Here is a 14,202-nt window from a genome sequence, read left to right on the forward strand (position 1 = left end):
CTTACTCCCTTTCCAGAATCAGCGTTGCGCTGCCGTGGCGCGAACCGAGCATGCCGCCCATGCCTTGGGCGAGCGCCAGCGTGCAGTCCGGCACCTGCACCGCAGGATGCGCCTCGCCGCGCAGCTGGCGCACGGCCTCGATGACCTTGGTCATCCCGCCGCGGTTGGCCGGGTGGTTGTTGCACAGGCCGCCGCCGTCGGTGTTGAACGGCAGTTTCCCGACGCCCGAGATCAGGTTGCCGTCGGCGACGAAGCGGCCGCCTTCGCCCTTGGCGCAGAAGCCGAGGTCCTCGATCTGCGTCAGGGCCGTGATCGTGAAGCTGTCGTAGATCGACGCGTAGCGGATGTCGGCCGGGGTGACGCCGGCTTCCTCGAAGGCGCGGGGACCCGACAAGGCTGCCCCGCACCAGGTCAGGTCGACCTTGCCGCCGTGCTGGCCCTTGATCGCCTCGCCGGCACCGAGCACGTTGATGAGCGGGCGGCGCAGCGAGCGGGCGATCTCGGGGCGGACGACCACGAGCGCGCCGCCGCCGTCGCTCACAACGCAGCAGTCGAGCTTGTGCAGCGGGTCCGCAATCATCGGCGAGGCGAGCACGTCCTCGACCGTCACGACGTCGCGCAGCATCGCGTGGGGGTTGTGCTGCGCATGGGTCGAGGCGGCGACCTTGATCCATGCGAGCTGTTCGGCGGTCGTCCCGTATTCGTGCATATGGCGTGCGGCGGCGAGCGCGTACATGTTCACCGTCACCGGCGAATAGGGCATCTCCCACGGCACGTCGGGCGTCGTCGAGGTGACGACGCGCGGGCCGACCCCGCTCGAGCCTTCGCTGCGCGGGCGGCCCGCGAGCGTGATCAGCGCGACGTTGCACTTGCCGGCGGCGATCGCCTGGGCCGCGTGCGCGACGTGGACCAGGTAGGCGGAACCGCCGGTGTCGGTGCTGTCGACGTGCCTCACAGTGAGTCCGAGGTAGTCGACCATGTTGTTGGCGCCCATGCCGGGCGCGTCGCCGGCGCAGAAGTAGCCGTCCACGTCCGCAAGCGTCAGGCCGGCGTCGGCCAGCGCTCCGCGGGCGCATTCCGCGTGCAGTTGCGCAACCGTCTTGTCGGGCGCTTTGCGGGTCGGGTGTTCGAAGGCGCCTGCGATGCAGGCTTTTCGTCGGATGGTCATGGCATGCGTCTCGTTGTTGAGTGAGTTGACCGTGTCGTCTATGAACTTTATCATTGGTTCAACCATCGTACAAGGAGAAGGGCATGGAACCCATGGTATCGCTGGAAGGCCGCACGATCGTGGTGACCGGGGCGGGGCAGGGCATCGGTAGGGCGATAACCGACTTGGCGGTCGGCCTCGGCGCGAACGTCGTCGGCATCGACCTCAATCAGGACACGCTGCTCGCCGCGATGGAGACGCTGCCGTCTGAGCGTGTGATACCCGTCGTTGGGAGCGTGGTCGACGCCGAGCTCGCCGCACGCACCGTCGACGGCGCGGTGGAGCGCTTCGGCGCGATTCACGGGCTGGTCAACAACGCCGGCATCACGCGCCCGGCCATGATTGAAAAGATGACGACGAAGCAATGGCAGGACGTCATCGACGTGCATCTCACCGGCACCTTCCACTGGCTGCAGGCGGTCGGCCGCCACATGGTCGAGCGCGCCAAGGCTGGCGACACGGACGGCGGCGCAATCGTCAATATTTCGTCGGACGCTGGGCGCAAGGGCGCGGTCGGCCAGATCAACTACGCGGCGGCGAAGGCAGGCCTGATGGGGATGACGATGACGGCCGCGCGGGAATGGGGCAAGTACAACATCCGGACCAATTCGGTCTGCTTCGGCGTGGTCGAGACGCCGATGACGGAGGTGGTGCGCGGCGAAAAGTTCAGGGACGGGATGCTGGCGCAGATTCCGTTGGGCCGCTGGTCGACGCCCGAGGAAGTGGTCAGGACGGTGTGCTTCCTGCTCTCCGATGGTGCGAGCTATATCACCGGCCAGCATCTGGCGGTCAACGGCGGCTTCCACATCAGCCTCTGAGCCGGCCCGCCGGCTCCCGCGAGTCGATCACGCTACCCCCTCTGGAGAAAGGCTTTGTCACAGCCCCCGTATCCACACCTGTTCTCCCCATTCGAGTTGCGTGGCGTCCGCGTGCGCAACCGAACCGTGATGGCGCCGATGTCCACGAATCTAGCCGCTGATGATGGCGCGGTTACGCCGCGCCAGATCGCGTACTACCGCGCCCGCGCGTTGGGCGGCGTGGGTATGGTGACGGTCGAGTTCTGTTGCGTCCATGCGGCGAGTGGGCGCTCGGAGGCCAGGCAGCTGAGCTTGGAGAGCATCGCCAATCTTGACGGCCATCGACAGCTGGTCGCAGCGATCACGTCGGCAGGCGCGGTCGCCTGCCTCCAGCTCCAGCATGGCGGTCCCGGGGCGCGGGCCGAGTGGCTGGAGGGGGGCGTGGCGGTTGGGCCGAGCGAGCTGCGGTCGCAGCACGATCCGGAGCGGCTCGTCGTGCGTGCGCTGTCGGGCGCGGAAATCCAACAGATCGTCGAGTGTTTCGGTCGGTCGGCCGAGCTGGGGGTGCAGGCCGGATATCAGGCCTTCGAATTGCACGGCGCCCACGGCTACCTCCTCACGAGCTTCCTGAGTCCGTATTTCAATCATCGCGATGACTCGTGGGGAGGAGACGAGTTGCGGCGCTCGGCGTTCGCGCGCCATGTGATCGGGCGGGTGCGGCAGGCAATCGGGAATCGACCGCTGATCTACCGGATCTCCGCCGACGAGTTTACGGCGGGCGGCCTTTCAATTGACAATACCGAACGCATCGTGCCGCTTCTCGTAGAGGCAGGGGTCGATGCCATTCACGTATCTCTTGGGCTCGGTGCGACGAGCCTCGACAAGGTGATTGAGCCGATGTCGATGCCCGAAGGCTGCCGGATTCCATACGCCAGAAGGGTCCGCAATGCCGCCGGAGTGCCGGTAATTGCAGTGGGACAAATCCGCTGGCCCGGAATGGCCGACGCGGCGATCGCGGCGGGTGACGCCGACTTGATCGCCCTCGGACGAACGCTGCTTGCGGACGCGGAATGGCCCGACAAGGCGCGCCGCGGGGCCGAGGATGCGATTCGCCCGTGCACGTCCTGTAACTATTGCATGGCGGCCACCTTCGATCCGAACAAGACTATCGCTTGCGCGGAGAACCCGCGAACTGGACGCGAACTGGACCCGCTCCCTGATGCTGGAGTCGCGCGGGGGAGGCTCGCCATCGTGGTCGGCGGCGGGCCAGGCGGCATGGCGGCCGCCCTGATGCTCGACCAAGCTGGATTCCGCACGGAACTCCATGAGGCGCGGTCTCGACTGGGCGGCGGTCTTATTGCCTCGGCCGCTCCGCCGTTCAAGGACAAGCTGCGCTGGTACCAGCGTTACCTAGAACGGCGACTCGAGGAAAGCGGCGTTATGACGAAACTGCAGTCCCGCGTCGATGCGGCGACGCTTGCTGAGCGGGGAGCAGCGGTGGTCGTCGTGGCCAGCGGGGCGCGACCGGTTTCCCTGCCCATCGAAGGTCTGAACCTCCCCAAGGTGCATGACGCCTACGAAATCCTAATGAGCGACGACAAGACGGTGCCTGCTCCGGGGACGCGACCCATGGTGGTCTACGGTGGCGGAGAGACCGGGTGCGAAACGTCGGAACTGCTTGCTGCGCATGGCCATGCGGTGGTCCTCGTGACGCGTTCGCCGGCAAAGCAACTAGCCCGTTCAGCCGAACTGATCTACCGTGGCCTGCTGCGTCGTCGGATCGCCGCGAACGAACGAATCCGTGTGGTCGACAATTCGACACTCGTCTCCGTTGCGGCAGATGGCACGGTCGTACTCCTGCGTTCCGATGGGGTGGACGACCGAATTGAGAGTGCAGGGGTGGTGATTGCGCAGGGACGGCGCCCGGACAACGACTTTGTGAAGACCCTCGCGGCCGCCCATGTTCCGTATGTGGTCGTGGGCGACGCCAGGCACAACGGGCGCATCGGCGATGCCGTCCATGCCGCCTATGCAGCAGTAAAGAGCATCTGCGCCACGGTCGGCGCGGCCTCGCACCTCGCCTGCTGAAGGCTGCCGCCCAAGGCGTTCATAGTCCGTGCGACGCACGCGTGAGCACTTTGGTTATCACCAATGAATGGATTTCCAACCGCACTCCAGGAGGAGGAATGGCTCAATCTCTGAACGGTAAAGTCGCTCTCGTCACCGGTGCATCCTCGGGTATCGGAGCAGCCACCGTGTCGGAACTCTTGTCCGAAGGTGTCCGCGTCGTGGCGGCCGCGCGACGCCTGGACCGTCTGTCCGAATTGCAGCGTACGCTTGGAGCGGATGGCGAGCACTTTCTGGCCGTGCAGTGCGACATTCGCGACGAGGTCGCCGCGGATCAGCTTGTGCGTCGTGCCGTTGGATGGGGAGGACGACTTGACGTGCTGGTCAATAATGCAGGCCTTGCACGCGGAGCGTTGCACGAGCACGGAACGGTTGAGGACCTGCGCGTCATGCTCGATACAAACGTGTTCGCGCTCGCCAATCTCACCCGACTAGCGACGCCAGCACTGAAACAGTCCCGCGGAAATATCGTGAATGTCGCGTCAACAGTGGTCCGCGCACTGGGTCGTGGCTCTGCCGTCTATGCAGCGACGAAGGCTGCCGTCGCCGCTTTCTCTGAAGTCGTGCGCAAGGAACTTTGTGCAGACAACGTACGTGTGATCACCGTCTTTCCTGGCTTCGTCGAAACGGAGTTCTTGGACAACTTCGACGACCGGAAGAGGCGCGAACTCGAGCAGGCCCGCGCAGCGCTGCAGGCGCTCGAAGCCAGGGATGTTGCCGAGGTCATCGCGTTTGCCTTGACGCGTCCCCCCCATGTCTCGCTTAACGAGATCTTCGTGCGGCCGACAATGCAGGCGGGATGATCGGTGTCGGTTAGTCAGATCCGCGAATGCTGGCTTGTCAAAGGAGTAATGCGTGGGATTTGGGGGGTAATGTCAAGCGAAATAGGGGAGGGGACTTCAATTTCTGCTTACCCGATGCATCGCACTGATGCTCATCATAAAGCCTGCGCCGGCTCAAGTTTTACCACGATGGCGAACCCATTCGAGCGGTTCTCGGCATGGATGGAACCACCAAAACTAGTGACGTACTGCCGGGCTGCGTAGAGTCCGACACCAAGATTCTCCGCCGCATCCGAGCTAGTATGCCCGCACAGGAAGATCTCCTCGGTGTCGGCAACCCGCGGGCCTTGATTGAAGACCTCAAATTCCATATCTCGACGTTCATGCACGGACACCCGCAGTTCAATGGGAGTGTTGGGCAGGGCATAACGTTGAGCGTTGTCGAGGACGTTCTGGAGGACCTGATCCAGAAGGATATCGTCGTACTTAGCTAGTGTCACAGATTGCGGGCCTTCGTATGTCAGGCGGCGGTCATCCGAGGATAGATTGCTGGCATAGGCCAGCAACGAGGCAGCCAGATCGTGAGCGGCGGGCCGTGCTGCGTCCTTCGTGGATTCCACACTGCGCATCTCGGCGAAAATCTCCATCGCACGCTGCATGCGGGTAAGGAGTCGCCGGGTATCATCCTCCTTTTGGTTAAGGACGAGCAGCGTGGCCACCGGCGAACGGATCTCGTGGGCAATCAGGCGCAAACTCTGCTGGTGTTGCGCAATAGCTGTTGCCTCCCGGACCAGCGTCCTAGCCTTTTTTTCCACCTCGGCGCGGATGCGTCGATCGAGGTAGTTGATGACCCGGCCAATTGTGCCTACCTGGTCGCGCCGCCGCTTGTACTTTGCCCAGTCGTCGCCGTGCCGGTGCCTGGCCAGTGCCAGTGCATCACCAGTGATTTTGCCGATGGTACTGGCAACATAGAAGACCAGCCCCCCGAGGAAGAGGACAATGATCGCTGCGATGCTCAGCAACGCGAGAACTCGTGCGGCAAGATCAGGTATGACGTTGCCGGAAGAACGCAGCTCCGCGGTGAGCGCGCCGCTGACCGGACTCTGAATGATCTGGCTTACCTGGATGGTCTCCCCCTTGAGCAAGTTGGCGATCCGATCGCCGATCCGTTGCATGATGCCGGGCGACTCCTGCAGGCCTGGCGGCTCCAAAGATTTCGAGGACCAGAAGAGCTGCTCGGTATCGCTCCCCTTATGGATATCAAGGACGGCTCCGGAAGGAACCGAAGTCAGGTAGGCTTGGGCCAGGGACACCAACGCTGACCCCTTTTTCGTTTCTGAAATGACGATTGGGGAAGAACCCGAGCGATGAATCTCCAGTCCGATAGACATGCCCTTCACGGCAGCATCAGGCCAAGCTTCGAACCGTTGATTGAAGACTGAGGCATCGATCCGGACGGCGACAGTCACGAAGCGTGGGCCATCCGGCTGTTCTGTCCGCTCAATCGCCTGGCCACTCACCATGCTTGTCGGTCGGCCGCTATCCTCGTTGAGGAAGCCGGCGACCTCATACAGTCCGTCGAAGCGCGCGGGATTTCGTTTCCTCGCCTCTGCTGACAGATACGGGGCCTCAAGGGCAAGACGCAGCGTAGTCGGGGGGGCTTTTCCGAACTGGAAACGCAGTTGAAAGAGATCGCCACCCTTCAGAGGGTAGCCCCGACGATGAGGTGCCACCTCGCTCGTAGGGTACTTGATGATCGCGTACACGTAGCGGCCAGAGGGATCATTCTGTACAGCGGCGAGGCAAACCTGCACAGTATTCGGTGAGCGCCTGGTCAACTCGTCGATATCAACCGGATACTCAAGGATACAGGCGCGTGGCTGTTCTGTACGGACAAGTTCCTTCCGAAAGGACTTGATATTCTCCCGGGTCAGGAAATAGCCGAAGAACGGTTTGGACACTGTGACAACCTTCGCTGTCCGGCGCGTTTGTGCATAGTCGTCGGGGTTGTCGAGCAGGGATGAACCGTCAGGTTCCCGAGTCGTTGCGAGAAGGAATTCCACCAATTGGCTGCGCAGGCCTGCCACTTGCAGCTTTTCATCGTTGTGCTGGATAGCCCGGACAAAATCGTATGCAGCCCAAGACAGAAGGACAAAGAGGGCAACAAGCGCCACTGTCACATAGACGGTGAAGTTGTACCGTGTGAGGCGGGCACCAAGCCTAGTGCTCCACTGCCGCCACTGGCTAGCGGGCCCAGAGGTAGGCGCCGCCATGGCATGAAATCTTGTCAAAATCAGGATCCACGGATTCGAACTTCCGCCGGATATTCGCAATATGCTGCGTGACCGCGTGGCCGGACCCGCTCTTGAGGACACTGATCAATCGCCCGAGGTCGACCCGTTGGCCGTTAGCATGCCAGATCTCCTTGACGATGCTTAGCTCCGTAGGAGTCAGCTGGATTGTTTGTCCGCGCCATTGACAGCACTGTTTGAAAGGATCAAGGACAAGGTCCGGCGGCAGATCCACCGCCGATGCATTGCGGTTTCGCCACTCTAGCGCCCGTTCGACGTGGCCCAATAGGACGACGTCGCTAATTGGTTTCGTGACGATATCGCTGCCGGTCAGCGCCATCCCCACCTCGGAGAGAAAGTCTCGGGCATCCCCGGTGACGATGATGGTCTGGCAACCCCGGTCTGCGAGCCTCGACGCATAACGTAGACCTGCCAGTTGCCCGGTGGGCTTTGGATTCAGTTGGAGATCCACCAGAGCTACGTCATAGGATTGACGTGTTGTGAATTCGTCAGCCTCCTGTTCGGTGGCCGCGCAATCGACCTGAACATCGTCGAGCTGCCGTAGCAACGTGCACAGCCGGTCACGCATCGCCGGCTCGTCCTCGATTATTAGAATCCGTCGTGTCACTGTTCATCTCCTCAAAGGATCCCAAGGCCGAGGTTATCACGGGCCCGTTCAAGTTTTACTGTACGGCAATCTAGGAATCTTGGACGCGATCAACGTCTCTTGATTTGCCGGTGAGCACGATCAGCAAAGCTGAACTCTATGTGCGGTGTTTCTTGACCGATGTGCCGGCAGAATGCTGCCATCAGATAACGGTATGAAGGAAGCACATCAATGGGTCACCAGACCAATGTACAGACCAAGAATGAGTTTGCGACGAGCCAAATGCGCCCCGAAAACAAACTTCTTCTGCGTGCGAGAGACCGCAACTACCGCGCGGCCAAATTGACACAGGGGATTGTTGTGGCGTTGTCGATCGTGCTCCCTGTCATCGGTGTGTTAGTCGGTACGAGCCACCCTGAAGTCCGGCCATACGTTGCTCTCGGGGGTCTTATTCTGCTGTTGCTCGAGACGGCGCTCATCGACCGCGTGCTGAAAGGCTGGCTGAAGCGGGGGGCTAAGTTGCAAGAGCAGTTTGACACGGAGGTGTTCGACTTGTCGTGGAACAAATTCGTGACGGGAGCCCGTGTCGAGCCCGAAGACGTGCGCGCTCTGTCCGCGAAGCCGCTCTCTGTCATCCGCGAGAGGCATTTCGACAACTGGTACGAGCCGTGCGTGAGCCAGCTTCCCAAGCATCTGGCCCGTCTCGTGTGCCAGCGCACCAACATCAGCTACGACAGCCGCCTGAGACGGAGGTATGGCGACAGGCTCTTGGTCCTGACGCTGCTATTCGGAGTTGGGCTGCTGTTTGCAGGCCTGATCATGGGACTAAGCGTGCCGGAGCTCGTGATAACGCTGCTCGTCCCGTTTATGCCAGTGCTGAGTTGGGCGCTGAAGGAGCGGCTGCAGCATTCGAACACGGCCACCTCGCTGACGAACCTCGGCAACGAGTGGGACAAGATTTGGACGCTAGCGCTCAGCGGAGCGAGCGAGGCTGAGGTCACGCGCGAGTCGCGAAACTTGCAGGACGCTATCTACCAACATCGCGAGCGTAGCCCGCTGGTGTTCGACTGGGTGTACTACCGCTTGAGGACAGCGAACGAAGACGAGGCGCACCATGCCGCAGAAGAATTGGTGATGAATGCGAAGAAGGCGCTTGGGGAGGGCGCAATAGCATGAAACTGGTAACCCACTTCAATTCATTCCTCGACGACGAGGTTAACCTCAACAAGACCCGAGTGGAACTGCTCAGCGACAGTGTCGAGGCCCTGAAATCCGCCATCAAAGGCTCGAATTTCGGGCCCAAAATCTTGGACTTTGCTGCCCACGGGTCTTGGGCTCACGGGACCATTATTAAGCCGCTCCCGGGCGATGAATTCGACACAGACTTGCTGGTCTTCGTGGAACCGGTAAACGGATGGGAGGCAAAAGATTACGTCAACAAGCTGGGCGCATTCTTTGATGGGCATAACACATATAAAGACAAGGTGCGCCGTTACTCACACTGCGTGACTATCGAATATGCAGGTGAGCGGCGCATTGACATTGCCCCGTGTGTGAAGGGCCGGGTTCATCAAGATAGCTATGAGGTTTGCAATCGCACCCCAAACGCGTTCGAACTTGCCTCGCCCTTGGCCTACACGGACTGGGTAAACGGAAGGAATGCGGTCGCTGGCGGTAATGACCTCAAGAAGGTTACTCGGCTCTTGAAGTACCTGAGAGACATTAAGACCAACTTCACGTGCCCCTCGTTTCTGTTCACAACGCTCGTGGGCTCCCACATCTACGATTCGGACAAGGGAACAGCTGCATTTGCTGACACGCCGACATGCCTCAAGACCGTGATTGGCCGACTGGATGACTGGCTGCAGCAGAACTCGTCGGTGCCCGAAATCCGCAACCCAGTGTTGTGGTCGGAGATTCAGAGCCGAGTGTGGAATCAGACCCATTACTCCAACTTCCGCGACAAAATCAACCTCTATCGTGGGTGGATCGACGACGCCTATAACGAGGTCGACCGGGACGAGTCAATTGGCAAGTGGCAGCGCGTATTTGGAGATGCGTTCGCTGCTGGTGAGGCAAAGGAGGCTGCCCATGTCAGCGAGTCGGTGGCTAAGAGTGCTGCCCTCGTATTGGCAGGCCAATTTCGGGACCTCGTCGACTTGGTCAAGATTAAGGGGCGAGAGGCACTTCCAGCCCGGATCGCTCGTCTGCCGTACGTGCACCGGCCAAGGTGGCGTGCCGCCTCCCAGCAGTACACCGTCAAAGTATCGGCCGATCTGCACGTGTCGCGATATGGGGACCACATTCGAACCGTTTCGTCACTTGAGCCGGTCCAAAAGGGCCGCGCTATTCGCTTCAGGGCCATGAACAACGTTGGAATCCCCTTCTCGAGCGGATTCAAGATCGTGTGGCGAGTAACAAACACCGATAAGGCAGCCTATGACGCGGGCGCCCTACGCGGCGACTTCTATAGCAGTGACTCCGGCGCCTCTCGTACCGAGGAGCTCTCTTATCGGGGCGTGCATTTCGTCGAAGCGTTCCTTGTTGGAAGCGGTGATAACCGGTTGTACGGGAAATCCGAACCGTTTTATGTCGTCATCGAATGACGCGGCCCTCAATGCAATAATTCCAACGGGGTATCCCGTATACTCCAGTGCAACTCGTCAACGGTGATGCTTGTAATGGCCAAACGATTTGAAGGTTCTATTCCGGAGCGGTTTCACCTGTGTGGCAGTATTGGAGGCAATGCAGTCCAGCAACTGTGTGCTGAGGCAATTCGCGGTAACCTGCAAGTTGAGGAAGAGACCGACGCAAGAGGGCGCGTTATTGCATTCGACGTCGTGATGCCAGGCGGCGAGCGCGTTCGTGTCGTTCCGACCGGCACGGCTCCTGGCGGCGCGGAGGCGCCCGTTCTGGTCACCACGAAGGCCGGCTTTCCCAGCGACGAGCGGGGATGGGATTTCGCGACGAGTCGCGGCGCGCGCTGGCTGTCGCCGTTACCACAAGCGCCCGAAGTCATGGACGCCGCGGGTGCAAATCGTCGTCGCGATCTGGTTCTACAAAGCTGGCGGAACCAGTTCTTTTTCCGGGAGGAGGAAATCCTGGAGGACGGCACCGTCTCGCCGGGACTGCGCGGACCGCAGATTGGCGCGCTGCACGCCGTGCTCGCGCATTGGAAGGTTTCCGAGGCCACGGCTACCGTAGTCATGCCAACAGGCACCGGCAAGACGGAAACTATGCTTGCGCTGCTGGTGGCGAGGCGGATCCCGCGATTGCTCGTCGTGGTGCCCTCTGATGCACTGCGCGTACAGATAGGGCGAAAATTCCTGACGTTAGGCTGGCTGAAGACATTCGGCGTCGTTGGCCAAGCGGCGAGCCTGCCTGTCGTAGGCACGCTCACGCGGATGCCCCAGTCCCGCGAAGACGCCGACCGAATCCTGATGCAGTGCAATGTTCTTGTCACGACGATGGCGATAGCGAACAGTATGAGTCTGCGCGACGATACGCTCGCGCAATGGGCATCTCACGTGTTCATTGACGAGGCCCATCATGTCGCGGCCCAGACGTGGGATGCCTTCAAGGAGCGCATGGCTGCCGCACACATCCTACAGTTTACGGCGACGCCGTTCAGACAGGACGGGAAACCCGTCGGCGGCAAGATCATCTTCAACTATCCCCTCCGGCGGGCTCAGTCTGAGGGCTACTTTCGTGCCGTGTCGTTCAGGTCAGTCATGGAGTTCGATCCGCGGCGGGCCGATGCGGCGATCTGCGAAGCGGCCATCGCCGCCCTCAACAGAGACATGGCAGCCGGTCATGACCATCTGGTGATGGCGCGTGCCGCCTCGATTCCGCGCGCCGAACGGTTGCACGCGATCTACCAACAGATGGCCCCCGAGCACCGGCCCATACTGGTGCACAGCCGGCAAGGGGCTGGCGCCCGCCAGACTGGTCTTGCGGCTTTGCATACGCGTGCCTCGAGAATTGTCGTGTGTGTCGACATGCTGGGCGAGGGCTTTGACTTGCCAGCCCTCAAGATCGCGGCCTTGCATGACATGCACAAAAGCTTGGCGATCACCCTGCAGTTCACCGGCCGCTTTACCCGTTCGGCGAACGGTATTGGCGAAGCGACGATCATTGCCAACATTGCTGATGCAAATGTCGAGCAAAAGCTGCAGGCGCTCTACGCGGAGGATTCGGACTGGAACGAACTGTTGCGCAAGCTCAGCGAAGGTGCGACGCAACGCGAAGTGCGCAGATCGGATTTCATCGACGGATTCCGGGAGGCCAATCCGGCCATCTCGCTGCAGAACATCTTCCCAAAGATGAGCGCTGTCGTCTTCAAGACTGAGTGCGCAGACTGGCAGCCGGAAGCCATCTTGCGGAAGTTCCCTGCCGAGCGACTCTATGCCGGTCCCTACATCAACCGGCAGGCACGCACACTGATCGTCGTCGCGCGCGATTTCCTGCCGGTTCCTTGGGGCGACATCCGTGACCTCAAGGAAACGTTCTGGCATCTGTACCTGCTGCACTGGGATCGGGAAAGCGGCCTGCTGTTCATCAATAGCTCCGACAACAGTTCCGTTCATGAGGACCTAGCGACGGTTGTGGCTGGGGATTCGGCCCGGCTGATTCGGGGCGAGCCCATCTTCCGGGCGATGCACGGACTGAACCGCTTCGTGATCATGAGCCTTGGACTACGGCATCTGCTCAGTCGCAACATACAGTTCTCCATGCACAACGGCGCGGACGTGGCCCAGGCCCTCGCGATGGCGATGCGGGAAAACAAGGCCAAATCGAACCTGTTCGGCAAGGGATTCGAGCACGGGGAACCCATCACGTTCGGGTGTTCGCAGAAGGGCCGCGTCTGGTCACATCGGGTGGCCTACGACCTGTCCGAATGGGTCGAGTGGTGTCATGGCATTGGAGCCAAGCTCAATGACGAGACCATTTCCACCGTCGATGTGTTTCGCAACGTGGTGATTCCGATCGAAGTCGAGGGCCGGCCAGAGACGGTCGCCATCGCCGTGGAGTGGCATCCGGACCTGCTTGCTCGACCGCAGGAACGGGTGCTGATCCAGATGAGGCAGCAGGAAGCGTCGCTCTACGACGTCGAACTAGCAATCACCTCTCACGAGCCAGCCGGGTCGCTGCGTTTTTCCGTGGTGGCCGATGACATCGGTGCGGTTTCCGAGTACGAGGTTAGGATCGCAGACCGGCGCGCCACCTTCGTCAGCGTGTCGGGCCCGGAGGCGAGCATTTCGGTCGGGCGTGGGGTATCTCGGCCGCTTGCTGAATGGTTTGCGGAGAATCCTCCGACCTTCTATTTCGCCGATGGCGCAATGATGGTTGGCAATGAGCTTTACCCGCTTCCCGAAACGCACCAGCGTGTGCCGTTCCCGCGAGAGCGAATCCTCGAATGGGATTGGCAGGGAACCGACATCCGTATGGAATCACAACGCGAGGAACGTCGACCGGGGTCGATTCAGCGCAAGGTTGTCTTGAATCTGCTTGCAGAGCCCGCCGCTACCCGTTTTGACGTTGTGTTCGATGATGACGGATCGGGCGAAATTGCCGACGTGGTCGCGCTTCGCGTGACCGGGAACATGCTGCTCGTGCGCCTATATCACTGCAAGTACTCGAGCGACGATGCCGCGGGGGCGCGTGTAAAGGACCTCTACGAGGTGTGCGGCCAGGCGCAGCGCAGCGTGAGCTGGAAGGGAATGGTCTGGAAAATGCTCGACCGAATGCGCCGGCGCGAGGTCGAGCGCAACCAGCGGGGCGGCACCCGCTTCGATCAAGGTGAGCTCGCGGACCTGCATGGCATCGCGCGCCAGCTTAATGTTCTGTCGGTCAGCTTGGAAGTGTATGCCGTGCAGCCAGGGGTGTCGAAGCGGGACGTGAGTCGATCGCAGTTGGAGCTACTGGGTGTGACGGAAAACTATCTGCGAGAGACCTACGACGTGCCGTTCTGGCTCATCGCGAATCACTAACGGGTTGGGCATTATCATGCACCAATGCGATAGCTTTCATAAGCGCCCAGGCTGACAATGGTGGTCTCAATGGTGGTCCGAGGCTCGAGACCGATGTTGGGGAGAAAAATGGCATTTGACTGTAGCGTGAAGCCTGCCGGGAGTGAGATCTTCTGACGACAAGTTCCTGTTGTGGGAACGCCAAGACCGGGCGTTGGGACTGGCGCAACACTCCCGTATGGTGGGACAGCGACTGCATGCATCATGGCCAGAAGCGGCCACACGCCTACGGGCTCTCAGCCGCTCGCTCCCAGCCGGAGAACAGACGTTCCCATATGCTTCCGCAACGGGATGACACCCCCTAGTAATTCATGACTATCATTCGTCCCCTTCTTAGGGGACTTCCCTCGTTTTTTATGGAT

At 61.0% G+C, this 14,202-nt stretch carries 9 protein-coding genes; 6 read left to right on the forward strand and 3 right to left on the reverse strand.

Features of this window, described 5'->3' with window-relative positions; translation table 11 throughout:
• Position 1: 1 nt before the first annotated feature.
• Positions 2 to 1,168, reverse strand: coding sequence for a thiolase family protein (locus CDA09_RS09245; RefSeq protein WP_121428354.1), 1,167 nt, complete (start codon positions 1,166 to 1,168; stop codon positions 2 to 4).
• Between the two features lie 83 nt (positions 1,169 to 1,251).
• Between CDA09_RS09245 and CDA09_RS09250 the strand changes: the two genes are divergently transcribed.
• From CDA09_RS09250 to CDA09_RS09260, 3 genes are all read left to right on the forward strand, one after another.
• Positions 1,252 to 2,025 carry an SDR family NAD(P)-dependent oxidoreductase gene (locus CDA09_RS09250; RefSeq protein ID WP_121428355.1) on the forward strand — a complete coding sequence of 258 codons (774 nt, stop codon included), beginning with the start codon at positions 1,252 to 1,254 and terminating at the stop codon, positions 2,023 to 2,025.
• Positions 2,026 to 2,154: 129 nt separating this feature from the next.
• Positions 2,155 to 4,092, forward strand: a complete 1,938-nt coding sequence (locus CDA09_RS09255) for an oxidoreductase (protein WP_286164440.1) — start codon at positions 2,155 to 2,157, stop codon at positions 4,090 to 4,092.
• Between the two features lie 98 nt (positions 4,093 to 4,190).
• Complete coding sequence (locus tag CDA09_RS09260) at positions 4,191 to 4,934, forward strand: SDR family oxidoreductase (RefSeq protein WP_121428357.1); 744 nt, start codon at positions 4,191 to 4,193, stop codon at positions 4,932 to 4,934.
• Between the two features lie 134 nt (positions 4,935 to 5,068).
• On the opposite strand, the gene CDA09_RS09265 is transcribed toward CDA09_RS09260, so the two are convergent.
• Positions 5,069 to 7,186: a sensor histidine kinase gene (locus CDA09_RS09265; RefSeq protein ID WP_121428358.1), complete on the reverse strand. Its 2,118-nt coding sequence runs from the start codon at positions 7,184 to 7,186 to the stop codon at positions 5,069 to 5,071.
• On the reverse strand, positions 7,158 to 7,793 hold the full coding sequence (locus CDA09_RS09270; RefSeq protein WP_128106549.1) for a response regulator transcription factor: 636 nt from the start codon (positions 7,791 to 7,793) through the stop codon (positions 7,158 to 7,160). Before CDA09_RS09270 ends, CDA09_RS09265 begins: the two co-directional genes overlap by 29 nt.
• 249 nt (positions 7,794 to 8,042) lie before the next feature.
• On the opposite strand from CDA09_RS09270, the gene CDA09_RS09275 reads away from it, so the two are divergent.
• The 3 genes from CDA09_RS09275 to CDA09_RS09285 all read left to right on the forward strand — a co-directional run bounded on the left by CDA09_RS09275 (position 8,043) and on the right by CDA09_RS09285 (position 13,801).
• Complete coding sequence (locus CDA09_RS09275) at positions 8,043 to 8,987, forward strand: S-4TM family putative pore-forming effector (protein WP_121428360.1); 945 nt, start codon at positions 8,043 to 8,045, stop codon at positions 8,985 to 8,987.
• Complete coding sequence (locus tag CDA09_RS09280; RefSeq protein WP_121428361.1) at positions 8,984 to 10,417, forward strand: SMODS domain-containing nucleotidyltransferase; 1,434 nt, start codon at positions 8,984 to 8,986, stop codon at positions 10,415 to 10,417. The genes CDA09_RS09275 and CDA09_RS09280 overlap by 4 nt, the downstream gene beginning before the upstream one ends.
• Before the next feature lie 75 nt (positions 10,418 to 10,492).
• On the forward strand, positions 10,493 to 13,801 hold the full coding sequence (locus CDA09_RS09285) for a DEAD/DEAH box helicase (protein ID WP_164844396.1): 3,309 nt from the start codon (positions 10,493 to 10,495) through the stop codon (positions 13,799 to 13,801).
• Positions 13,802 to 14,202: the final 401 nt, after the last annotated feature.

Source organism: Azoarcus sp. DN11, from assembly GCF_003628555.1.
Classification (GTDB): domain Bacteria; phylum Pseudomonadota; class Gammaproteobacteria; order Burkholderiales; family Rhodocyclaceae; genus Aromatoleum.